General features: G+C 49.7%; 22 protein-coding genes and 2 tRNA genes. 9 read left to right on the top strand and 15 right to left on the bottom strand.

The window, feature by feature from the left end:
• Nucleotides 1-49 precede the first annotated feature (49 nt).
• From I2B62_RS15260 to I2B62_RS15245, 4 genes are all read left to right on the top strand, one after another.
• Nucleotides 50-556: a helix-turn-helix transcriptional regulator gene (locus tag I2B62_RS15260; protein WP_195269928.1), complete on the top strand. Its 507-nt coding sequence runs from the start codon at nt 50-52 to the stop codon at nt 554-556.
• Nucleotides 557-560: 4 nt separating this feature from the next.
• Nucleotides 561-1049, top strand: coding sequence for an ImmA/IrrE family metallo-endopeptidase (locus I2B62_RS15255; protein WP_195269927.1), 489 nt, complete (start codon nt 561-563; stop codon nt 1047-1049).
• A gap of 89 nt (nt 1050-1138) precedes the next feature.
• Complete coding sequence (locus tag I2B62_RS15250; protein WP_195269926.1) at nt 1139-1588, top strand: hypothetical protein; 450 nt, start codon at nt 1139-1141, stop codon at nt 1586-1588.
• A 166-nt stretch (nt 1589-1754) separates the two neighbouring features.
• Nucleotides 1755-3029, top strand: a complete 1275-nt coding sequence (locus tag I2B62_RS15245; RefSeq protein WP_195269925.1) for a site-specific integrase — start codon at nt 1755-1757, stop codon at nt 3027-3029.
• Nucleotides 3030-3061: 32 nt separating this feature from the next.
• Here I2B62_RS15245 and I2B62_RS15240 read toward each other — a convergent pair.
• The 9 genes from I2B62_RS15240 to I2B62_RS15200 form a co-directional block, all read right to left on the bottom strand.
• Nucleotides 3062-3137, bottom strand: a tRNA-Thr gene (locus I2B62_RS15240).
• Nucleotides 3138-3156: 19 nt separating this feature from the next.
• Nucleotides 3157-3241, bottom strand: a tRNA-Tyr gene (locus I2B62_RS15235).
• An 86-nt stretch (nt 3242-3327) separates the two neighbouring features.
• Nucleotides 3328-3903, bottom strand: a complete 576-nt coding sequence (locus tag I2B62_RS15230; RefSeq protein WP_195269924.1) for a sigma-70 family RNA polymerase sigma factor — start codon at nt 3901-3903, stop codon at nt 3328-3330.
• Nucleotides 3903-4433, bottom strand: coding sequence for an NYN domain-containing protein (locus I2B62_RS15225; RefSeq protein ID WP_195269923.1), 531 nt, complete (start codon nt 4431-4433; stop codon nt 3903-3905). The genes I2B62_RS15230 and I2B62_RS15225 overlap by 1 nt, the downstream gene beginning before the upstream one ends.
• Nucleotides 4434-4486: 53 nt before the next feature.
• Nucleotides 4487-5338, bottom strand: coding sequence for a 23S rRNA (guanosine(2251)-2'-O)-methyltransferase RlmB (rlmB, locus tag I2B62_RS15220; RefSeq protein ID WP_195269922.1), 852 nt, complete (start codon nt 5336-5338; stop codon nt 4487-4489).
• Between the two features lie 79 nt (nt 5339-5417).
• Nucleotides 5418-6584 carry a class I SAM-dependent RNA methyltransferase gene (locus I2B62_RS15215; RefSeq protein WP_195269921.1) on the bottom strand — a complete coding sequence of 389 codons (1167 nt, stop codon included), beginning with the start codon at nt 6582-6584 and terminating at the stop codon, nt 5418-5420.
• A 334-nt stretch (nt 6585-6918) separates the two neighbouring features.
• Entirely contained in the window at nt 6919-8163 is a 1245-nt protein-coding gene (gene hisS / locus I2B62_RS15210) for a histidine--tRNA ligase (protein WP_347707829.1), read from the bottom strand.
• A gap of 3 nt (nt 8164-8166) precedes the next feature.
• Entirely contained in the window at nt 8167-9393 is a 1227-nt protein-coding gene (tyrS, locus tag I2B62_RS15205; protein WP_195269919.1) for a tyrosine--tRNA ligase, read from the bottom strand.
• An 87-nt stretch (nt 9394-9480) separates the two neighbouring features.
• Entirely contained in the window at nt 9481-10728 is a 1248-nt protein-coding gene (locus I2B62_RS15200) for an AI-2E family transporter (RefSeq protein WP_195269918.1), read from the bottom strand.
• Nucleotides 10729-10969: 241 nt separating this feature from the next.
• On the opposite strand from I2B62_RS15200, the gene lspA reads away from it, so the two are divergent.
• A complete protein-coding gene (lspA, locus tag I2B62_RS15195) occupies nt 10970-11728 on the top strand; it encodes a signal peptidase II (RefSeq protein ID WP_195269917.1) in 759 nt (252 codons plus the stop codon).
• 72 nt (nt 11729-11800) lie between these two features.
• On the opposite strand, the gene I2B62_RS15190 is transcribed toward lspA, so the two are convergent.
• Nucleotides 11801-12481: a GntR family transcriptional regulator gene (locus I2B62_RS15190; RefSeq protein ID WP_195269916.1), complete on the bottom strand. Its 681-nt coding sequence runs from the start codon at nt 12479-12481 to the stop codon at nt 11801-11803.
• A 14-nt stretch (nt 12482-12495) separates the two neighbouring features.
• Entirely contained in the window at nt 12496-13347 is an 852-nt protein-coding gene (gene ispE / locus I2B62_RS15185; RefSeq protein WP_195269915.1) for a 4-(cytidine 5'-diphospho)-2-C-methyl-D-erythritol kinase, read from the bottom strand.
• 181 nt (nt 13348-13528) lie between these two features.
• Between ispE and I2B62_RS15180 the strand changes: the two genes are divergently transcribed.
• Genes I2B62_RS15180 through I2B62_RS15165 form a run of 4 tightly spaced genes read left to right on the top strand, consistent with a single transcriptional unit; the run spans nt 13529 to nt 16152 of the window.
• Nucleotides 13529-14179: an HAD family phosphatase gene (locus I2B62_RS15180; RefSeq protein ID WP_195269914.1), complete on the top strand. Its 651-nt coding sequence runs from the start codon at nt 13529-13531 to the stop codon at nt 14177-14179.
• Nucleotides 14180-14193: 14 nt separating this feature from the next.
• Nucleotides 14194-14871 carry a uracil-DNA glycosylase gene (locus I2B62_RS15175; RefSeq protein ID WP_195269913.1) on the top strand — a complete coding sequence of 226 codons (678 nt, stop codon included), beginning with the start codon at nt 14194-14196 and terminating at the stop codon, nt 14869-14871.
• Between the two features lie 14 nt (nt 14872-14885).
• Nucleotides 14886-15425 carry a phosphatase PAP2 family protein gene (locus tag I2B62_RS15170; RefSeq protein WP_195269912.1) on the top strand — a complete coding sequence of 180 codons (540 nt, stop codon included), beginning with the start codon at nt 14886-14888 and terminating at the stop codon, nt 15423-15425.
• The gene (locus tag I2B62_RS15165; protein WP_195269911.1) at nt 15412-16152 is read left to right on the top strand and encodes a GH25 family lysozyme; all 741 of its coding nucleotides are present in this window, start codon (nt 15412-15414) and stop codon (nt 16150-16152) included. The genes I2B62_RS15170 and I2B62_RS15165 overlap by 14 nt, the downstream gene beginning before the upstream one ends.
• 32 nt (nt 16153-16184) lie before the next feature.
• Here I2B62_RS15165 and I2B62_RS15160 read toward each other — a convergent pair whose 3' ends face one another.
• The 4 genes from I2B62_RS15160 to I2B62_RS15145 all read right to left on the bottom strand — a co-directional run bounded on the left by I2B62_RS15160 (nt 16185) and on the right by I2B62_RS15145 (nt 21110).
• On the bottom strand, nt 16185-17960 hold the full coding sequence (locus I2B62_RS15160; protein WP_195269910.1) for a VWA domain-containing protein: 1776 nt from the start codon (nt 17958-17960) through the stop codon (nt 16185-16187).
• A 42-nt stretch (nt 17961-18002) separates the two neighbouring features.
• A complete protein-coding gene (locus tag I2B62_RS15155; protein WP_195269909.1) occupies nt 18003-18917 on the bottom strand; it encodes a MoxR family ATPase in 915 nt (304 codons plus the stop codon).
• A 40-nt stretch (nt 18918-18957) separates the two neighbouring features.
• Nucleotides 18958-20697 carry a hypothetical protein gene (locus tag I2B62_RS15150; protein ID WP_195269908.1) on the bottom strand — a complete coding sequence of 580 codons (1740 nt, stop codon included), beginning with the start codon at nt 20695-20697 and terminating at the stop codon, nt 18958-18960.
• A 146-nt stretch (nt 20698-20843) separates the two neighbouring features.
• Nucleotides 20844-21110 (bottom strand): hypothetical protein, encoded by a 267-nt coding sequence (locus I2B62_RS15145; RefSeq protein WP_195269907.1) that lies wholly within the window; start codon nt 21108-21110, stop codon nt 20844-20846.
• Nucleotides 21111-21165 lie beyond the last annotated feature (55 nt).

Raw genomic sequence — 21165 nt, 5'->3', positions numbered from 1 at the left:
AAGTTTACAAACGGGAATTTTCGTGATAGAATATGTTCAGAGGTGTGATATGAATAAAAGAATTTTTGAATTAAGAAAAAAACTAAAGCTCAATCAGGAAGACTTCGGTGCTAAGATTGGCCTATCAAAATCTGCTATTTCAAGCATAGAAAAAGGTGATAGGAACGTAAATGAACGGCATATAACTATGATTTGTTCAGAATATAACGTAAATGAAACCTGGTTGAGAACCGGCATTGGTGAGATGTTTGTAAAACCTCAAACCACCCGTGAAAAACTTGATCGGTTAATAGATGAAATGGACTATGAAGAATTAAGAATGATGTCCAGTTTTATTGACTGCTTAATGGAAATTAAATCTGAAACGATTAAGGATTTTCCGTATGATGAAATTGTTGATGTAGACTTAAAACCTGTCATTGATACAGACGAGGATGACGCATACATCGTCAGAGCCGCACATAACGACAATGAGGACCCTGACCAAGTCGAAAAAATGAATAATGACATCTCCAGACTGGAGGAAAAGGCGCGAAAGCGAAAGTTAGAGAGGTAGTCAAATGAACCAATATGAAGAAATGCTTGATTATGCTTATAACAAAGAAATTGAAGTCTTTGAGAATGAAATCCTTGAGAGTGACGCCGACGCGTTGATAGGAAAAAACGTCATCGGCTTGTCTGAAAAATTACAGACACAGGTAGAGAAAAAATGTGCTTTAGCTGAAGAACTCTCTCACCATGAATATAACATCGGTAACATTACTGACACAGACGATCCAAACAGCCGCTGGCAGGAACAAAAAGCCCGTAAACAGGCAGTGTTCAAGTTAATACGCCTGACAGACATTATAAAGGCTTTTGAAGATGGTGTGCGCAATCGCTATGAGCTGGCTGAATACCTGGATGTTACAGAAAAATTTCTAGATATGTCTGTCGAAGTATACCGCCGGAAATACGGAAATTTCACGACCTTTGACAATTACATCATTTGTTTTGATAACCTGCGTGTGGGCCGTGCTTTTGACTTTGATGCTTCGTTTTTAGATTAAAGATTGAAATTCGTTTTCATTTTCTCTTAAAGTATTGTATAATAATCCTATATTTTGTATTTGTATCAAAAGATAGGAGCTGATGGAAAATGGCTAAGTGTGTTTCTTGTGGAAAAAAGGGGCTATTTCTAAAACTAAATCAAGGGTTGTGCCCAACATGTTTTAAATCTTATCAAGAAAAGCAAGAAGAACTAAAATTAATGAATACGGCTAATTTTGCTATTGCTGGAGTAACATTCGACAATGAAGATGGCATTCAAAGACAAGAACTCCTAAAGGCCCTTAGAAATAAAACATCACCCTTTAATGTAAAAGATGTAAAAATTAGCTTTTCCAAAGAATTATACGAAGATAAAGAATGTGTTGCTGTTTTTGCAAATGGAATAAAAATAGGTTATATAAGAAGTTCGCGAACAAAACAAGTTTTGAATATTCTAAAGACAAAATATCACATTACTAAATTTAGAATTGTAGGCGGTAGCGTAGACTCTCCCACTTTAGGTATGCGAATTGAGGTAAAATATAAACCATACAAATAAAAAAATGCCCCTCACCCTGCAAGGTAAGGAGCACTTTGAGATACCGGACACATGGTCACAATAATCTCTCTAGACAATTGATATTGTACCATGTTCCCGGTTGAAAAACAACACGGGGACTTTTTTTGTGTCCGAAATTTGCCCTGGAACAAAGGATGGTAACAATATGAAATATGACAAAGTTGTAAATAATGGAATAACTTATTTCCGTTATCGGCACTGGGATTCTGTATTAAAAAAATATGACAATTACTTATATGGCAAAACTTATGCGGAATTATTAGAAAAATATGAGAATTACCAGGCTAAGCGGGTGGCAGGTATTAAAGAAACATCTGACACATTTAGTGAATACTGCAAAGGATGGCTTTATAATATTCACTTAAGAGACAAAAAACCTGCTACAGCCCAGCGGTATGATTCAACCTTTCGAATCTATATTGAAAACGGCTATATTGGTAAAATGAAGCTAAAAGACCTCGACGCAACTCAACTTCAACAATGGTACAATGATATTTTTGATGAGAAAGTATCTGAAGGAAAAAACGCTGAAAACGTGGTTAAGAATATTCACAAAATTATCAGCCCTTGTTTACGCTTCGCCTATAAAACCGGGAACATATTAAGAAACTATGCTGAGCTTGTAATTCTACCTAAAAACCTAAAAAAAGCCGCAAATTCGAAAGAAAAAGCATCAAGGGTACATCCGTTAACCCTTGATGAACAAATGGCCTTTATCAGGGAAATTAAGGGGCACCCTTTAGAAGCACTGTTTAACACTGCATTAGATACTGGAATGCGGCAGGGTGAACTGTTTGCTTTAACTTGGTCTGACATTGATTTTGAAAGCCTGGTCATACATATTGATAAAACTTATGGCTACACCAAAGATTTGAAGCTTAATAAACGCGTTGGAATGATCACGCCGCCAAAATCAGAAAAATCTGTCCGTGATATTCCACTACCACAGCGAACGAAAGAAATACTGCTAAAACATAAAGCAGAACAAAAAGCGATGCTGTTCCGCTGTGGTATGCCTCAGGAAGAAACAAGCATTGTCTTTTCCACAGTTGTTGGTACTTACCTTGATGGCAACAACGTCTTGCACAGGCTTAAAACCATATACAAAAATCTAGGATTTGATAAAAGCAAAACCTTTCATGATCTAAGACATACTTATGCGACCAGGCTTTTTGAGCTTGGTGAAGAGCCACGGACCGTTCAAGAGCTTCTGGGACATTCAGATATAAATATAACGCTTGGAACTTACATTCATGTGCTGGAAAAAACCAAACAAAAAACGGCCACCAAAATTGATGACCTTTATCGCACGTCTGAAAGTATTCCTGATCTCGCTGAAACTGACCAAGTTAACGTTCTTGAACCAGCTGTAAACTCTACAGTGCAAACACAGTGCAAAATACTCACATTATTAAAATAGCGGTTCCTAAGAACCGCTTGAATACTAATTGATGGAGCCCTTGTCCGGATTCGAACCGGAGACCCCCACCTTACCATGGTGGTGCTCTACCTGCTGAGCTACAAGGGCATGTATTTGGACGAAATGTTGGTGGGGAGAGATGGATTCGAACCATCGTAGACTCAGTCAACGGATTTACAGTCCGCCCCCTTTAGCCACTCGGGCATCTCCCCACAAGTGTGGTGGCTGCTGCCGTTCCTGACAGCTTCTATATGATACTCTATTCTGATAGGATAGTCAAGCCCTTTTATTAAAATTTTTAGATTTTTTTTCGGATCCGCTGGATCGCGTTGTCCACGGCCTTTTTCGACCGCCCGATCCTGTCGCTGATCTCCTGGTGGGACGCGCCTTTCAGGTAATAATAAAGCACCTGCTTTTCAAGCTCGGAGAGCTCGCTTCTGGCCACCTGGCTGAAATGCTCCACAGCCTCCCGGGTCACCAGCTCCTCGTCTGGGTCCAGCGCCGCGGTGGAGGCCACCAGATCCAGCAGCGTGGTGTCCGGGTCGTCCTCCGAAATGGGTGAATCGAGCGAAACGGTATCGCCCACAGGGCTGTGCTTTGGCCGTTTGGCGCTTGTGACCACACTTTTGATGCGGTTCTCCACGCACAGGCTGGCAAAGGTTTTAAAGCTTGTGCCCCGGTCGGCGCGGTAATCCCAGATCGCGCCCAGCAGGGCGATCATGCCCTCCTGGATCAAATCCTCCTGGTCGCCGCCGATGTAATAAAAGGGCCGGGCCTTCTGCGTCACCACGCAGCGGTATTTCTCCACAATGGCGACCACCGCTTCCTTATCGCCGCCCTGGGCTTTTTTCACAAGTTCCCGATCCTGCTCCATTAATCCTCCACATTTCCTTTTCTCAGTTCCTTCATGACGGCCAGCACCTCGTCGTCCATGTAGTCCTCGAGCTTATTGCGGGTGTCGCTTTCCGCCTCGCGGTACTGCTTCCGGACCTGCTTCGCGCTCTCGCGCATGGCCTGGAGCAGCTCCCGGGAGGGCACCCGCTCACCGCCGTTTGCCAGCACGACCCGCTGCAGCGTGTAGTCTGAGGTGACCACCTTGACCGTGTAGGGCCGCGGCAGGCTGAACACCAGCTTTTCAATATAGGTGTCGGCGGTTTTATTTTTTTCGGTAAAAACCACCTTGATCCGGCCGCGCACTTCCTCGCGCCGCTCGGTAGTTTCCTGGGAATAGGCGTCAAAAACCAAAACCGTTTCATAGCCCATCAGCCCGCTGTAGCTGTTCAGCTGCTCGATCAAATCCTCACGGGCCTCCTCCAGGTTAAACTCAGTCAGGCCTTCCATCTCTGCCCAGTGGTGGATCACATTGTAGCCGTCGACAATCAGATAGGTTTTTATTTTTGACACCTCCCTTCATCTTTTAGCGTCCGCGTTCCGGTACTGCCCGAAGCGCGCCCTGCCTACTGGTGGCGCTGTCTGGCCGCCTCGCTCAGGATAATGGCCGCCGCGGCGGACGCGTTAAAGGAATCAATATCGCCGTAAAGCGGAATCGAAACGCTGTAGTCGCACTGTTTTTTCACATTGGGGCTGATCCCCTTGCCTTCGTTGCCGATGATAATGGCCAGCTTGCCCTTAAAATCATTTTTATAGTAAGGCGCGCCGTCCATATCCGCTGCCATGATCCAGAAGCCCTTTGCTTTCAGGTCGTCAATACACTGGGTCAGGTTGCCGACCTTGACAATGGGCGTGTGGGCCACCGCGCCCGAGGATGCCTTGACCGATACAGCGGTCAGGCTGGCTGAACGGCGTTTGGGAATAATCACGCCGTGAACCCCGCAGAGGTTGGCGCTCCGGATAATCGCCCCCAGGTTATGGGGATCGGTCAGGTGGTCCAGAATCACCACCAGAGGTTCCTCGCCCCGGGCGTCTGCCTTTGCCAGCACATCCTCAATGCCGCTGTAGGGAAAGGGCGCCATCATTGCCGCCACACCCTGGTGCGGCTGCCCGTCGGCCAGGCCCTCGAGCTTCATCTTCTCAACGCTCTGGACCACAATGCCGCGTTTGCGGGCTTTTTCGGCAATATCACCCAGGACATGGTCTTTATTGTCCTTGAGGATCAGAAGCTTGTCCATCTGCTGCTCTGAGCGCAGTGCTTCCATGACCGGGTTTTTGCCCACGATCACAAAGCTGTCGTCCCCGTCGTCATCCTGTCTGCGTGTGTCGCGCCGTTTCAGATCTGCCCGGTGATAGCTTTCCTTTTTCTGTTCCCGCCCACGGTCATTCCGGGGATTTTTACGATCATTTTTTTTCATTTTATACCTGCTTGTTTTTATTTTATTTTAACATTGAATCATTAATGCTGGATTAAACATCTCTCACAACCGGTAAATTCTACCGGTCGTCCGCTTCCCCCTCGCGCCGTTTTCTGGGCGGCAGCGGGCCGAAATACTGGTAAAAATAGGTTTTGATGGTGCTGTTGTAGAGCTTGCGGTTTTTGGTGGCTTTTTGGCCGAAATAACGCTCGAACTCCGGATAGCCGGTGATGATAAAGTACGACCAGTCCTCCAGCCCTGAAAAGGCCTCGCCCATATCACGGTAAAGCGCCTGGATTTCCTTTTCCTGCCCGATGCGCTCGCCGTAGGGCGGGTTGGTGACAATGACCCCGTAACGCCGTTTGGTGGCAACGGACTGCACCGGCAGCTTCTGAAAAGCCACATAATTGGTGACTCCAGCCAGCTCAGCGTTGATGCGCGCCTGCTTCAGAGCCGACGGGTCAATATCCGACCCCATAAGCCGGAACTCCCGGTCATTGATGGCCGCTCTGGCCTTTTCCCGGGTTTCCGCCCACAGCTCTGCCGGTATGGCCGGCCATTCTTCAGCCACAAAGCTCCGGTTCAGCCCCGGCGCGATGTTCTTGCCCATCAGGGCCGCCTCGATGACAATGGTGCCAGAGCCGCACAACGGGTCGAGAAAAACACGGTGGGGCTGCCAGCGCGACAGGTATACCAGCGCCGCGGCAATGGTCTCCTTGAGCGGCGCCTCATTGCCGTACTGTCTGTAGCCGCGTTTGTTCAGCCCGGAACCGCTGGTATCAATGGACAGAACCACCTCATCTTTTAAAATCTGAATATGAATGGGATAGTGGCCCTCAGTCTCCTCAAACCAGTTCACGCCGTAGACCTTTTTCAGCCGCTCGACCACCGCCTTTTTCACGATCCGCTGCCCGTCCGATTTGCTGAACAGCTTGGATTTTACACTGGTGATCTTAGCCGCCGGAAAGACGCCCTTTACCGGAATCCAGTCCTCCCAGGCCAGCGCCTTGGTTTTTTCAAAAAGCTCGTCAAAGGTTTCCGCGCGGAACTGCCCTATTTTCAGCAGAACCCGGTCTGCGCACCGCAGCCACAAATTGGACTCCGCAATGGCTGAAAGCGGCCCGGTGTAGTAAACCCGCCCGTTCTCAACGGCCTCGATCTCGTAACCCAGGCGTTTAACTTCATCCTTTACCACGCTCTCCAGCCCAAAGGCTGTCGTCGCGATCAGATGTACTTGTCTGTTCATAATTTTCCTTACTGTATATTTATTTTTACATTAAAACGGAGAAGGGCGTGTGCTAAAGCCACGCCCTTCAGAATGCCAAAAGTCAAAGAGACGAAGCCTTTTACCTAAGGAAGAAAAAGCGTTCTGCGGACACTGCACCCGCGCCGGCATCTTCTTCACTAAGGCTGATGCTTGATCTCTCCAGTGTCCGGCTGTTCGGGTAAAGCGATACAATTTCGGGCCGTTTCCCGCAGCGCCTGGACCTTTTTCTTATCTGGATAAAAGGCGCAGTCTCGCACTACGCCACTTTTTTGACTCCCTGAAGGGCGTGTGCTAAAGCCACGCCCCTGGACTGCTAAAATGCTTTTATTGCTTCGTCTCTGCCAAAAACCATAAATCCGCCGTAGCCCTTACCTTCATAATAACTGATCTGCTTGCCAAATTTCTTCTTCATGGCGACCAGATTGACGGTGTAGCCGTCAGCCCGGAGCTTGTCGGCATAGGGAATGACCTCGGTCATGGCGTCTCTGCCAGCGTCGTAGAACAGCAGAAGCCGCTTGTTTTCAGCCGCCTTGTCGGCCTGTTCCTCCAGAAGAATGTTGACGATCCGTTCAAAGCCGATGGAAAAGCCAACCGCCGGAACCGAGTTTTTAGAGTACTTGCCGATCATATTGTCATAGCGTCCACCGCCAGCAATGGAGAAGCCATAAGGCCCGTAGCTGACTTCAAAGATCTGGCCGGTGTAATACCCCATGCCGCGGATCAGTGTAAAATCAAAGACGACATTGTACCTGCCGCCGGACAGGGCGGTGCTGGTCTCAATGACCCTTTTCAGGTCGGCCACAGCCTCAGGCTCATCGACCTTGCCGCCGATGTTATCCAGGGTAATGGTGGCTGCTTCGTCCACAAAGGCATTGACCATGGCTTCGTCGTAGCCCTTTTCGATGAGCTCCTTTTTCACGCCGTCCGGTCCGATCTTATCCGCCTTATCCAGAGAGATGCAGACCGAGCCCGCGTCCTCCTCCTTAAAGCCAGCCTTTGCAATAAAGGCGTTGAGCAGCTTGCGGTCGTTCACCTTGATGGTAAACCCCTCAAAGCCAATGGCCATGAGCGCCTTGGAGGTCGTGTTGATCAGTTCCATCTCAGCCGATACGGTGGGATCCCCGATGATGTCAATATCGCACTGCTTAAAGGAACGGTAACGCCCCTTCTGCGGACGCTCGGCCCGGAACACATTGCCGATCTGGATCGCCTTAAAAGGCGTTTCCAGCTCGCCGGCATTGTTTGAATAGAAACGGCTCAGCGGCAGGGTCAGGTCAAAGCGCAGGCCCATATCGCAGAGATCGGACACCGTGCTTGCCTCGTGTACCTTGAGCTTGTCGCCGCGCTTTAACACCGTGAAGAGCATCTTCAGGTTCTCACCGCCGTCGCTGCCCAGCAGCAAATCAATATTTTCAAGGGCCGGCGTTTCAATCCGTGAGAACCCATGACTTCTGTAAATCGCCAGGATCTGCTGTTCTAGCTGATCCCGGATAAGCATTTCCCGGGGCAGTATGTCACGCGCGCCCCGCACTGGATTAGAACTAATCAATTCGGTCACCTCTTATACTAATTTAATCTGACGATAGACTTTCTTGCCCTTTTTAACGATGATGGCGTCATCCTTGAAATCAGCCGGCGTAATGAGCGCCTTAATGTCTGTAATTTTATTGCCGTCCACCTCGATACCGCCCTGCTGCACCAGTCTGCGGCCTTCGCTTCTGGTGGGAATCAGGCCTGCCGCATCGAGCAGGGTCAGGATTTCCATGCCGTCGCCCAGCGCATCCCTTGACAGCTCCACGCTTGGGATATCATCGGTTTTTACACCGCCCGCGAATAAAGCTCTTGAAGCTTCCTGGGCCTTGTCCGCATCCTCCTTGCTGTGAACCATGGCGGTCACTTCATAGGCCAGGATTTCCTTGGCTTTGTTGATTTCAGAGCCCTCCAGGGCGCCCAGACGGTGGACCTCATCCATGGGCAGGAAGGTGAGCATGGCCAGACATTTCTCAACATCCGCGTCGGCCACGTTCCGCCAGTACTGGTAGAACTCGTAGGGTGAGGTTTTTTCAGGATCAAGCCAGAGCGCGCCCTTGGCGGTTTTGCCCATCTTGATGCCCTCGCTGGTGGTCAGCAGCGAGAAGGTCATGCCGTACACGGTTTCCGCGTCCTTGCGGCGCACCAGCTCCGCCCCGGCGATGATGTTGGACCACTGGTCGTTGCCCCCAAACTGCATTTTACAGCCGTAATCCTTGTGCAGCACATAGAAATCATAGGCCTGCAGCAGCATGTAGTTAAACTCAAGGAAGGTCAGCCCTTTTTCCATTCTGGATTTGTAGCATTCTGCGGTCAGCATCCGGTTGACCGAGAAGTGGGCGCCCACATCTCTTAAAAAGCCGATGTAGTTCAAAGGCAGCAGCCATTCCGCGTTGTTGACCATCATGGCCCTGTCATCCTCAAAGGTCAAAAATTTTTCAAAAACCTTTTTAAATTTTTCGCCGTTTTCGGCAATGCGTTCCTGAGTCATGACCTGGCGCAGGTCCTGTCTGCCGGAGGGATCCCCGATCATGGTGGTGCCGCCGCCGATCAGAGCGATGGGTCTGTGGCCGTAGCGCTGCATGTGCGCCATCACCATAATCTGGATAAAATGGCCGACGTGCAGGCTGTCTGCTGTCGGGTCAAAGCCGATATAAAAGGTGACCGGTTCGCTGCCCAATAATTTACGGATTTCTTCCTCATTGGTACACTGCTCGATCATACCGCGTTCTTGTAGTACGTCAAATACATTTTCCATTTGTCTGTCTATCCTTTCAAAAGTGTTTTATTTTTAATGAACCGCGTGCCTGGTTCCGCCAATTCCCGGAGGACGGCGGCCCCAGCGTCACAAAAGATCCTTCATATTTTCATTGATTTTATCGGTAACCTCATCCTGAACCGTTGTCTTGCGCCGTTCCCACCGGTCCAGCGCCTCGGTGACAAACACCTTGATCACGGCAAAAAACGGAATGGCCACAAACATCCCGAGGGGCCCGAAAAGGCTTCCGCCCACCATGACGCAGAACAGTACCCAGAAGGGGTTCAGCTCTACGATTTTCCCCAGCACGTTTGGTCCCAGCACATTGCCGTCAAACTGCTGAACGATGAGAATCCAGATCGCTACCCCGAGCGCCTTGGCCGGGCTGTACAGCAATGTCAGGAAAATACCCGGGATCGCCCCGATGATGGGGCCGAAATAAGGGATGACATTGGTCACGCCCACCACCAGCGCGATGAGCGGCGCGTATTCCACCCGCAGGACCAAAAGCCCAACGTAGCAGATCAGGCCGATTAAGGCGGAGGTCATGATTTTACCCGAGAAGTATTTGTAAAAAACACCGTCGATGGTACGGACCGCCCAGTTCAGGCCATTGTTGGCCTTTGGGCTCAGGATCGCCCGGTTCAGCCGTTTCAGCTGGCGCTCAATGTTTTCCTTGTCCAGCATCAGGTAGAAGCCGGAGAAAAAGACCGCCACAAAGCCGATTAAAAAGCTGGTGGTTCCCTTGGCAAAGCCGACGGCGATGTTTCCGATCTGCTTGACCGATTCGGAGTTAAAATTCATATCGCCGAAAATAAAGTCCATGGTGTCCTTGGCGTTCAGGCTCTGGACCGAAGACAGGTCCAGCTGTACCATATCCACCAGATCCTTAAGGAAACCGCCGCGGTGCGACAGGTTTATCAGAAAAGCGTTGATTTCTTCCGCGTAGGTGGGTATACTGCTCACTAAGCCGACCACACTGTCAATAATGGCCGGAATCGAGATATACATGAACAGGATCACCACGATTATCGTGATGATATAGACGACCAAAACGGCCAGAAGCCTGACGAGTTTTGGTTTTCGCTCACTTCCCTTAATGTACTTAAAGGCTTTCTTCTCAATCCAGCGCATGGGACGGAATAAAAAATAGGCCAGTACTGCCCCCATAATGATGGGCAGCAGAATTTCAAAGGCCGACCCCACCACATTGCTGATCGCTGAGAGGATAAAGCCAAGATTATCCAATATTTTATAAAACAGAATGATGGTAATGACGCCTAAAACCGCATAGGTATAGTATTTTAAATACTGCTTATCAAATTTAATGCGCATTCTCTGCACCTCCTGTCTTAAAAAATAGATTAACAACCTTCATCTTACCATTTTAAGAGAAAAATTTAAACAATTTTCTAAGAAATCTTTGAAAAATTTCAAATTATCATGTATACTTGAACAATGATAAAACAAACAAGGCCGTTACCACTGAATTTATAAAATTCCGGACCAAGGTAAAAAGCGAATTCCCGGCACTGCCGCGCCGTTTTTTATCGGCGGCCCCCCTTAAGGAGCATCCATGTTATTTTATATATTATTCATCATTGGAGGAATCGTCGTTGACCAGCTTACCAAATATCTGGCCGTAACATTTTTGTCGCCCGTCACCACTGTCCCTGTCATTCCCCATGTTTTTCACCTGACCTACGTGGAGAACACAGGCGCCGCTTTCAGTATTTTTGCCGGGAAACAAATTTTTCTGATTCTTCTCACCCTGATTTTTATTGTTGTCCTGATTTACTTTTTTGTCATCATGCCCAAGACCAAGCGCTATTTTGACGTCAACCTGGCCTTGTCGATGATTATCAGCGGCGCTGTCGGCAATCTCATTGACCGCATCCGCCTGAACTACGTGATCGATTTTTTCGATGTCCGCCTCATTGGCTTCGCCATTTTTAACATTGCCGATATCTTTGTGGTTGTGGGCTGCATCCTTATGGTCATCGCCATTTTCAGAAACAAGGAGCTGCTCAACGACCCGCCGAGCCTGGCTAAAAAAAAACGCCAGCGGGCCGCGCAGGTACTGAGGAAATCCAAAGTCCGCGAAAAAAACGCTGATCCAGGGGCTGAAAAGGCCACCGAGGAGGCCCAGGGGCTGAATAAGGACGTCCTCTCAAAAAGAAAGCCCCGGAAACGCCGCCGGAACCTGGAGCCAGAAGTCAAGACCCAAATCGAAAAGCTGCCCGAGCATTACAGCTCCATCGACTTTGAGCCCGGACCGCCGCCGGAGGAACCGGAATTCCTCCAGCACAAAAACAAAAAAGAACCTGAGGATTAATCCTCAGATGAAAACACCTCCTGAAAGACCAGAAGCTGGCGTTTCAGGAGGTGTTTTTGCGTGGGGCACTGTCTATTCCAGCACCGCCACCATATCTTTTTCAGTAATCTGGATATGCGCGCCGGCCGCTTCGCTTGCTTCGCCGCAGCGGTGGTTGGCAATATTGTCGATAATCTTCTGATGCTGGCCGATCAGCGGGGTTTTATCCTCGATGTGATGGACATATTCCACACGGACACGCTGCATCTGCTCTCTCAGAGAGTTGATCATCTGGATCAGGCGCTCATTTCCCGTTGCCCGGTAGATGGCTTCGTGAAACGCAATGTCGTAATTGATAATACCCTCCTCATCATTTTTAAGGGCCGATTCCTCAAAGCCGCGGTTGCTTTCCTCCAGCTTTTGGATATCCTCCTCCGTTGCGTTTTTGGCTGCCAGCTCAGCCGACAAAGCCTCCAGGGCACGGCGGATTTCCATCATATCCCTGAGATCGTCGATGGACATGGGCGTAACATAAGCGCCCTTTCTCGGAACCATTTTCACAAGGCCCTCCAGCTCCAGCTTACGGATCGACTCGCGCACCGGGGTGCGGCTGACGCCCAGCTGTTCTGCCAGCTGTACCTCCATCAGGCGCTGTCCCGGCTTCAGGTCACCGTTGATAATGGCGTTTCTGATGGTTTCAAACACAATTTCTCTCAGCGGCTTACAGGAGCTCACATCAAGGGTTAATTTGATCTTTTCTTTTTCTGCTTCCATGTTCTTTGTATCCTCTATTCTATTTCAGTTAAAAATGTTAATAAATATTTCTGTCTAAAGGCCCTGTAGGCCCTCTCTGCCGCAGCGTTGTCTGAAAAATAACCGATCACTGTCGAGCCGCTGCCGCTCATAATGGCCGCGAAAGCGCCAGACGCCAGCATTTCTGCCTTCATCTCGCCAATCTCTGGATAATCCTGAAAAACCACCTGCTCGAAGGCGTTGCCCACAGCATTGCCGAGGGCTGCGTAGTCCTCCGTTTCCACCAGCCGGATCACCCGGTCGATGTCCGGATGCGCCACATACTCTGCGCTGTCCAGACGGCCGAAGGCCCATGGCGTAGCGATACTGATCTCAGGCTTAACCACCAGCACCGGCAGTCTTCTAAGAGGCTTCACAGGCCTGATGCGCTCGCCGATCCCCTCTACCAGGGCCGTTCCCTTATAACAGCAATAGGGAATATCCGCGCCGATGGTACTGCCAAAGGCAAGCATCTCATCCAGACTCATGTTCAGCGCCCAGATCAGGTTCAGCCCCAGAATGGCCGCCGCCGCATCGGTGCTGCCGCCGGCCAGTCCTGCCTCGCTCGGGATGTTCTTTTTAATGTCGATGTGGATACCCCGGTCAATGCCGAAACGGGTCTGCAGCTTCTCTGCGACCCGGTGGACCAGATTGCGCTCATCGGTCGGGATTTTAGGATCACTGCAGGAAATGCTGATTCCCTGACCGCTTTTTTCAAACACAAGGGTGTCCGACAACGCCACCGAATGATTCACCATGCGCATCTCATGATAACCGTCAGGCCGTTTGCCAATAACGTCCAAAGAAAGGTTTACCTTTGCGGGCGCCCGCACTACATATTCGTTCATACATTCATCCTTCTTGTTTATACTCTGAGCACATTGTATACATTATAACACAAGACAAAGTAAATTCAACTGATATCTTTAAGTTTGTCTAAAAATTATCCGTCAGTTTAAATCCAATTTCATGTATTTCTTTAAGCAAATAGTGTATAATTAGGGATACTTTAATTAAGGGAGCATCTGAATGAAAAACATAGAGGATTACAGAGCCGTCATCTTTGATTTTGACGGTACTCTTGTAGATTCAATGGGGCTGTGGCACAGCATTGACCACATCTATCTGGCACGCCACAACAAGGTCTGTCCTGAGACCCTGCCTTATGAAATTGCCGGTAAAAGCTTTACCGAGACCGCAGAATACTTTAAAGAGCGCTTCGGGCTTGAGGACTCCATCGAGGAAATCAAGGCCGAGTGGGTGGAAATGTCCCACGAGGCGTATTTGAACAACGTCCATTTTAAACCCGGCGCCCTGCGCCTGATCCGAGATCTGCACGGGCGGCGCCAGCGCATCGCCATGGCGACCTCCAACAACCGGGAGACCACCGAAGCTTTTCTGCAAAAGCACAAGGTGCTGAGCTATTTTGATATTCTCTGCTTTACCACTGAGGTAGGCGCAGGGAAGCCAGACCCCGCGGTTTTTATCCAGGCTGCCCAGCTGCTGGCTCTGCCGCCTGCGGACTGCCTTGTCTTTGAGGATACCCTCGAGGGGATCCAGGCCGCCAAGACGGCCGGAATGGATGCGATCGCCGTGGCTGACCTGTGGCAGGGCGACCATCTGGTCAAAATTAAAAACCTGGCCGACGGCTTTATTCAGGATTTTACCGATTTAGATTAGAAAGGAAGGCTCAGATGTCCATCAATTTTCAAAACGACTGGGAGGAAACGCTCCAAAACGAATTTCAGCAGGAATACTATCAGAAGCTGCGGCGCTTTCTGCTTCATGAATATAAAACACAGACCATTTATCCAGACATGTACGACATTTTTAATGCCTTTCACTTTACGGCTTACTCCGATACCAAGGTGTGTATCATCGGCCAGGACCCTTACCACGGCAGAGGGCAGGCTCATGGCCTTTCCTTCTCCGTAAAGCCAGAGGTCGCTGTGCCGCCATCGCTTCAGAATATCTACAAGGAGCTGTCCGACGATCTGGGCTGCGCCGTTCCAAACCACGGCTACCTGAAAAAATGGACCGATGAGGGCGTTCTGCTGCTCAACGCAGTGCTCACTGTGCGGGCAGGCCAGCCCGCCTCCCACAGAGGCATGGGCTGGGAGCAGTTCACAGACCATGTCATCGAAACCCTGAACCGGCGCGGGGATCCCATTGTCTTTATTTTGTGGGGCGCCTTTGCCCAGTCTAAAATCCCCATGATCACCAATCCGGCCCACCACATTATTAAATCACCGCACCCCAGCCCATTTTCTGCCAACCGCGGCTTCTTTGGCAGCCGTCCATTTTCAAAAACCAACGCCTTTCTCGAAAGCATTGGCAAAAAACCGGTTGACTGGCAGATTGATCCCCTTTAGAAAGGCGGTTTATCTTGGAATTAAACATTTTACTCTGGATTCAGGCACATATGCGTTGCGATGTGCTTGATTTTATTTTCAGCTCGATCACAAAGCTCGGCAATATCGGCATCTTCTGGATACTGCTGACCCTGGTCCTGCTCATACGCAAAGACACCCGTTACGTTGGCCTTGTGATGGCCATTTCGTTTGTTTTATCGGCGGCTGTCGTTAATTTGGGGATAAAGCCGCTGGTCAGCAGACCGCGTCCCTTTCAGATCTATCCTCTTGATATTGCCATTGCGCCGCCAAGCGGAACCTCCTTCCCTTCTGGCCACAGTGCTACCTCCTTTGGGGCTGCCTGGGCCTACTTTATCACAAGGAAAGACCGGCTTCGCTGGGGGCTCCTGGCCCTGGCTGCCGCCATTGCCTTCTCGCGCCTGTACCTCTTTGTGCATTATCCGACAGACGTGCTGGCCGGTATTGTCATTGGCATTATCCTGAGCTATCCCGCGAAGTACATTGCCGACAGGCTCGTAAAAAATGGAAGGTGGGGAATCCATGCCAACCCGTAAGAAAATATCCCCGCTGCTGCTCATTGTCCTCATCCTGATCGCTGGGGCCTTTCTGCTCTATCACTGGGGCGTCCTGCAGTTTAACCATCCCGACGCCGAGACCTACCCGGTTCAGGGCATTGATGTCTCCACCTACCAGGGCACCATCGACTGGCCGGTTCTGGCCGGCAACAACCTGACCTTTGCCTTTATCAAGGCCACCGAGGGCAGCAGCTTTCAGGATGAAAAATTCAGGTACAACTGGGAAAATGCCGGCAAAACGCCTTTAAAGGTTGGCGCCTATCATTTTTTCAGCTATGAGACCAGCGGCGCTACCCAGGCAGACAACTACATCAAGACGGTTCCGGTCAGGGACGACGCCCTGCCGCCAGTGGTGGACATCGAATTCTACGGCAGCTACACCCGCTATACCGCGCCGGATAAAGAAACCATCCGCAGGGAACTGACAGAGCTTTTAAACCGCCTGGAAAGCCATTATGGCAAGCGGCCCATCATCTATACCTCTACCAAGCCCTACGCCACCTACATCGCCGATTATTACACCGATTATCCCATCTGGATCCGGAATTTCTACGCCTGCCCCATCCTGTCAGACCACCGGCAATGGACCTTCTGGCAATACTCAGATAAAGGCTCTCTCTCCGGATATACGGGCTACGCACCCAACATTGATCTCAATGTTTACCGCGGAACCTACGACGAGTTCATGACCCAGTTCGGCTACTGAAAAAGCTGTTACCACGATTGGCAACAGCTTTTTTAATTGGTGATAACCTGCTTCAGGTATTTGATTACCAGATCCGAAAACCGGTTAATGTCTTTGATATAGGCAAAGTCCTTGCCATAAATCAGCTTTTCCGCCGGCAGGTCCTTTTCCTTTCCGGTAAATACGCCAAGCACCATAATGCCCTGCTGGCGGGCCCTGCGAACCTCGATGGCCGTGTCCCGCACGGCGGTGGCGCCGCGGTAGGCCTCCTCAAGCGTCTGGCTCTGGCCCTTGCCCACCTTAATGTCATTGGGCCGGCCATCGCTTAAGACAATAAGGATTTTATTATCCTCGGGCCGTCTTTTCAAATCCTCTACCACGGCTTTTATGGCCAGACCGTCACGGTTATTGCCTGTGCAGTAGTACTCAAAAATATTTTCATTGGCCCTCAGGTTAGATTCATAGTCACGGTAGCGCTTCAGAATCGTGTAGTCAAGAAAGCTGTTAAACCCCATGACCCGGTTGGGAATACCATTCAGGGTCAGCGCCTGGGCCAGCACATAGGCCTGGCTGGCCACCAGTGCCTGATTCCGCCGCTGTGACCCGCTGGAATCAATGAGGATATCCACCACATAGCTGCCCTTGTCATTGTCCAGGGTGCGCACAAACACCTTTGTATTACTGCTGCGTCCGACCCGCCAAAGCTTGTTGGGCACAAGCATGCCCTGGTCCGACGGAATCTCATCCTTAAATTCCTCCTGCACCAGCGTTCGGGCAATGCTGTCCCGCAGCTTGTGGATATTGCGCTTGTGGATGCGCTTGTTCACACCGTAGGCCAGCGTATTCTTTACCTTGTGCCGCCCAACCAGGTTTTTCTGGAATCCATTGTCGCAGTTGCTCCGGATAACCCCATCGGTCAGGTGAATCCGGCAGTTTTCATGCACATCACGGCATACCCGGTTCTGCAGTCTCCGGACCTCCGGTGTCGAGAGATAGGTCTTCCCAAAATGATAGGAGACCTTTTCGTAAATCTTATCCAGATCCTCCTCCCGGATACGAAGCACCCGGTTACTCTTGACATCGCCGTTAAAGCCGCTGCCCTCGCCACTATCTCCCAGAAGGGACTCGGCAATTTCATCCAGGCTTTCATCCAGCTGCATTTCCTCTTCCAGCGCGTCGTCATAGAATTCTTCCATCATAAAATCGTTGAAATCACTCGGCTCCACATCGCTGCGGCGTTCCTCGCCGACAATCTCGCCATCCTCCGAATAAACGTAAATGGGGAAATACTTGATGTAAACAGCCTCCACGCCCCTCAGCATCTCGATGGTATCCCCGCAGCCGCTGAGGGCCTTAATGTCCCGGATCAGCCCGTTTGTCGCCACATCCAGCCGAGGCGTTTTTCCAACCTTTTCCAGCACGAGGGCGTGCCTTGCTTTTTCAAGCAGATTATCGGTATGCATCTTAAAATAATCCGACAGAATGTCGTCATAGGCCTTTTTCCGAATATCATAGATTCCAGGCCGCTCCTCCATGAGCTTTTCCTCTACCAGAACATCGGTGGCCATCTGGATCAGTCCCAGAAGAATATCCTTATCCAGCCCAGCCTTTACCCGGCTGATGATAAAGCGCTTCACTGCGTCCCAGTTGATGTATTTACGCCGGCCCCCGGCGGTGATCCCCTGGTAAAGGGCCACATCCCTGGAGATAAAGCTTTTCTCGCCAGCGTCCATATTCTCATCGTAATTGCCGGAAATTGTCCACATCAGATTCGTCACACGGTTGTCAAAATCCAGGTCGTCGTAGACCCATTTCGCCGGTTCTGCCATTTATATCCCTCCTTTCTTTCGTGATAAGGTACTATCAGCCCTTTAAAAAATATCCTCCGCTGTCCAGTCCTCCCGGATACGCGTCCGGATAACATCATAGACGATTTCCTTCTCATACTGGTCAAAGGTTTTCCCGATAACCCCCATATTGATGGCGAGCATTGGCCGCAGCCCTCTGCGTATGGTACGGAGGCTTCCCATGATGCCGCGGAGGTCGACGGATTTGGTCGAGATTTCTGAGTTCATGGCTTTTTCCTGTAAATCCAGGAAGATCCCGGCAAACTGCTTCAGCATATCCTGTTTGGCGTCTGGGAACTCATCGGATAAAATAACCATCAGCGTTTCCTCATCAATCTGAGGAATATCAATGGTCATAAAACGGGACACCAGCGCTTCGTTCAGCTCTTTGGTCCCAGCGTATTCATAGTTCATGGTCCCGATAAAGCGGGTAGCAGGGTTCAGGCTGATCTTTTCATAGCCTGGCACATCAATGACCTTGCGGTAGTCCAGTGCGGAATGGAGAACCACCAGCGCGTCATTTTTAGCCATATTGATTTCATCAAACACACCGAACCCGCCGTTCACCGCGCATTCATAAACCGATCCGCGGCGCAGACGGACCTCATTGTCAATAAAGGTATCCGTTCCGATCAGGCTGGTGCTGTCCGTGTTGACATGGAAGGATGTGTTCCATTGAGGCCTGCCGAAAAGCTCACAGAGGTTATCGGCCAGAACGTTTTTCCCGGTGGCCTTTGGACCGGAAAGCAGAATATTTTCTCCCTCCAGAATCGCGGTGATGCACATTGCCCAGATATCCTTGCCGTAAAAAATAGTTTCCGACTGGGGCACGCGGTCTGCCAGATCGGCTTCCACCGGGTATTCTGCTCTAAAGTGCTTGACATCGTCAATGAGTTTTTCACTGATGCCCTGTTCTAAAAGTTTGTTATAAAGTTCCAATTCAATCTCCTTTTGTCTTTTCTCATCATTTATTTCTTCTCTACCGCGTAATGATACGCTTGAGATAGGTTGTAACAATATCTGCAAAATGCTTGACATCCCGGGTGTAAATAAAGTCCTTGCCGTAAATCAGCTTTTCCGCTTTAAGCTCCTGCTCATTTCCGGTAAAAACACCAAGGACCGAGATCCCCCGCTGTCTGGCGATGCGCACCTCTTTGGCGGTATCGCCGACAGCCCGGCCGCCGGTATAGGCTTTTTCTCCTCTGAAGGGATTTTTATTTCCCTTACGCTCCAGATGCATGTCATTGGGCTTGCCGTCGCTCAGTATAATCAGGATTTTGTTCTCCTCGTCCCTTGTATACAGCCCGTCGCAGATTCCCTTGATGGCCAGACCGTCCCGGTTGCTGCCTTCGCAGTAGTATTCAAAAATATTTTCAGTTTCTCTCATCGGATCATCGTAATTTCTAAAACGCTTGAGAACCGTAAAATCCAGAAAGCAGTTAAAGCCGTTGACCCGGCAGGGTATCCCGGCTTCAATCAGCGCTCGGGCTATGATATATGCCTGAATCGCAACCAATGCTTCCCGTCCCTTCTGGGACGTACTGCTGTCCAGTAAAAGATCGACCACATAGCCGCCCTTATCATTGCTCTCAAAGCGCCTGAATATTCTGGAACAGGGTGTCCTGCCCACACGCCACACCTTGGCGGCGTCGATGTCTCCCGAATCGCTGGCAACCGGATACCGGGCTCGCTCCGCAACCAGTGTGCGGATCAGCGCGTCGCGCAGACGCTTGATCGTTCTGGAATAGACCCTCAGGTTCGCCTGATAAGCCTCCTGGTTTCGTTTCAGATCCTTCTTGGCATATTTTCTCTGAAATTCGCCGTCACACTCACTTCGCAGAACGCCTTCGGTATAGTGCAGTCTGCAGTCACGGTGCACTCCTTTGCAGATCCGGCTCTGAAGCTGCTTAACCTGATAGGACTCCAGATAAGAGCTGCCGCAGTAATGTGCGACCTGCCTGTGCATATTGTCAATCTGTTCCTGATCAAGATAAACCACCTCTGCTTCTGCGATATTTCCGGACATTTCCTTCTGATCGCTGTTTACCTGAAGCGACTCCCGGTTCATCATCGCCGATATAACGCTGTCCACGAAATCCTCTGTGTTAATATCCTTTTCCCGATCCTGATGCAGAACCGCATCCCAGTCAAGTGGCGCTATGTTTTTTAAACCCTGCCACTCTATGTAGACCGCATCAACGCCTTCGAGCAGCTCGGCGGTTGTCTTTGAGCTTCGTAGCTTCAACAGGTTTTCTGCCAGCCACTGTGCTTCTGGTTTTACGGAAAAAGCCGCCCCCGCCAGTGCTTCAAACATGGCAAACTCTACCTGATCCAGTATCTTGTTAGAATCCGGCGCTTCCATCAGAGCAATCATCTCTGAGCAGGCTTCATTTTGAATGTCCGCAATCCCCGGCCTTTCTGTCACCAGACGGTCAATGGCCATGGGATTGACGGCATGAAGAATCAACAGCTGCAGCCGGTCTCTTTTGAACCCCTGACGCCTCCGCCAGCCAACATAGGTATCCACCAGCTGCCAGTCAACAAAACGGCGCCGGCCGCCGGCTGTAATGCCATAGTAAAGTGCAATATTTTTAGATAGGTTCGTTTTTTCCGCTGTACTCATCTGCTCCTTGTAGTCTCCGCAGATGGTCCACATCAGGTTTGTTACGCGGTTATCAAACTCAAAGTCATCGTATTCCCAATGTAAATTTTCCCCCATTATTTTTTCCTCGATGTTCTTTTGTAATATCCCCAGTTTATCACTTATTCTTTAAATTCGCTACCCTATGAAAGGGTAAATTAATGCTATTCTATTTTAACACAGTGTTACCGTAAAAGCTGTTGCAAAAAACACGAAACCGGCATCTAACAGTGCCGGTTTTCGTTTTTAAGCTGCTCGTTATGAAATCTTCTTAATAAAACAGTTCCCGCAAGAGAACCGCTGCCGGCCAGAAACAGAAAAGCGCCGGTTCCTATCCTTTCTGCGATGCCCGTATTTGGGTTTTCCGAACGGGTTTGTGTCACTGCTTGGTCTGAGTTGCTGCTTTCCTCTGCCATGACCATCGCCTGTGGACTAAATGACAGACAAAACAAAAGCAGTGCTATAATGATTGAATGATTTATTTTTTTCATGATAAGACTCCTTATATTCTATAAGTATTTACTTAATACCCCATTCATAGAATTT

The sequence above is a fragment of the Eubacterium sp. 1001713B170207_170306_E7 genome, assembly GCF_015547515.1.
In the GTDB taxonomy this organism is placed as follows: domain Bacteria; phylum Bacillota; class Clostridia; order Eubacteriales; family Eubacteriaceae; genus Eubacterium.
The sequence above is the reverse complement of the archived record's forward strand: the minus strand, read 5'-3'. Positions and strand labels throughout refer to the sequence as shown.

Coding starts and splice junctions, on each gene's coding strand:
- I2B62_RS15260 (WP_195269928.1), top strand. CDS start 50: ATGAATAAAAGAATTTTTGAATTAAGAAAAAAACTAAAGCTCAATCAG.
- I2B62_RS15255 (WP_195269927.1), top strand. CDS start 561: ATGAACCAATATGAAGAAATGCTTGATTATGCTTATAACAAAGAAATT.
- I2B62_RS15250 (WP_195269926.1), top strand. CDS start 1,139: ATGGCTAAGTGTGTTTCTTGTGGAAAAAAGGGGCTATTTCTAAAACTA.
- I2B62_RS15245 (WP_195269925.1), top strand. CDS start 1,755: ATGAAATATGACAAAGTTGTAAATAATGGAATAACTTATTTCCGTTAT.
- I2B62_RS15230 (WP_195269924.1), bottom strand. CDS start 3,903: ATGGAGCAGGATCGGGAACTTGTGAAAAAAGCCCAGGGCGGCGATAAG.
- rlmB (WP_195269922.1), bottom strand. CDS start 5,338: ATGAAAAAAAATGATCGTAAAAATCCCCGGAATGACCGTGGGCGGGAA.
- I2B62_RS15215 (WP_195269921.1), bottom strand. CDS start 6,584: ATGAACAGACAAGTACATCTGATCGCGACGACAGCCTTTGGGCTGGAG.
- tyrS (WP_195269919.1), bottom strand. CDS start 9,393: ATGGAAAATGTATTTGACGTACTACAAGAACGCGGTATGATCGAGCAG.
- I2B62_RS15200 (WP_195269918.1), bottom strand. CDS start 10,728: ATGCGCATTAAATTTGATAAGCAGTATTTAAAATACTATACCTATGCG.
- lspA (WP_195269917.1), top strand. CDS start 10,970: ATGTTATTTTATATATTATTCATCATTGGAGGAATCGTCGTTGACCAG.
- I2B62_RS15190 (WP_195269916.1), bottom strand. CDS start 12,481: ATGGAAGCAGAAAAAGAAAAGATCAAATTAACCCTTGATGTGAGCTCC.
- ispE (WP_195269915.1), bottom strand. CDS start 13,347: ATGAACGAATATGTAGTGCGGGCGCCCGCAAAGGTAAACCTTTCTTTG.
- I2B62_RS15180 (WP_195269914.1), top strand. CDS start 13,529: ATGAAAAACATAGAGGATTACAGAGCCGTCATCTTTGATTTTGACGGT.
- I2B62_RS15175 (WP_195269913.1), top strand. CDS start 14,194: ATGTCCATCAATTTTCAAAACGACTGGGAGGAAACGCTCCAAAACGAA.
- I2B62_RS15165 (WP_195269911.1), top strand. CDS start 15,412: ATGCCAACCCGTAAGAAAATATCCCCGCTGCTGCTCATTGTCCTCATC.
- I2B62_RS15160 (WP_195269910.1), bottom strand. CDS start 17,960: ATGGCAGAACCGGCGAAATGGGTCTACGACGACCTGGATTTTGACAAC.
- I2B62_RS15150 (WP_195269908.1), bottom strand. CDS start 20,697: ATGGGGGAAAATTTACATTGGGAATACGATGACTTTGAGTTTGATAAC.
- I2B62_RS15145 (WP_195269907.1), bottom strand. CDS start 21,110: ATGAAAAAAATAAATCATTCAATCATTATAGCACTGCTTTTGTTTTGT.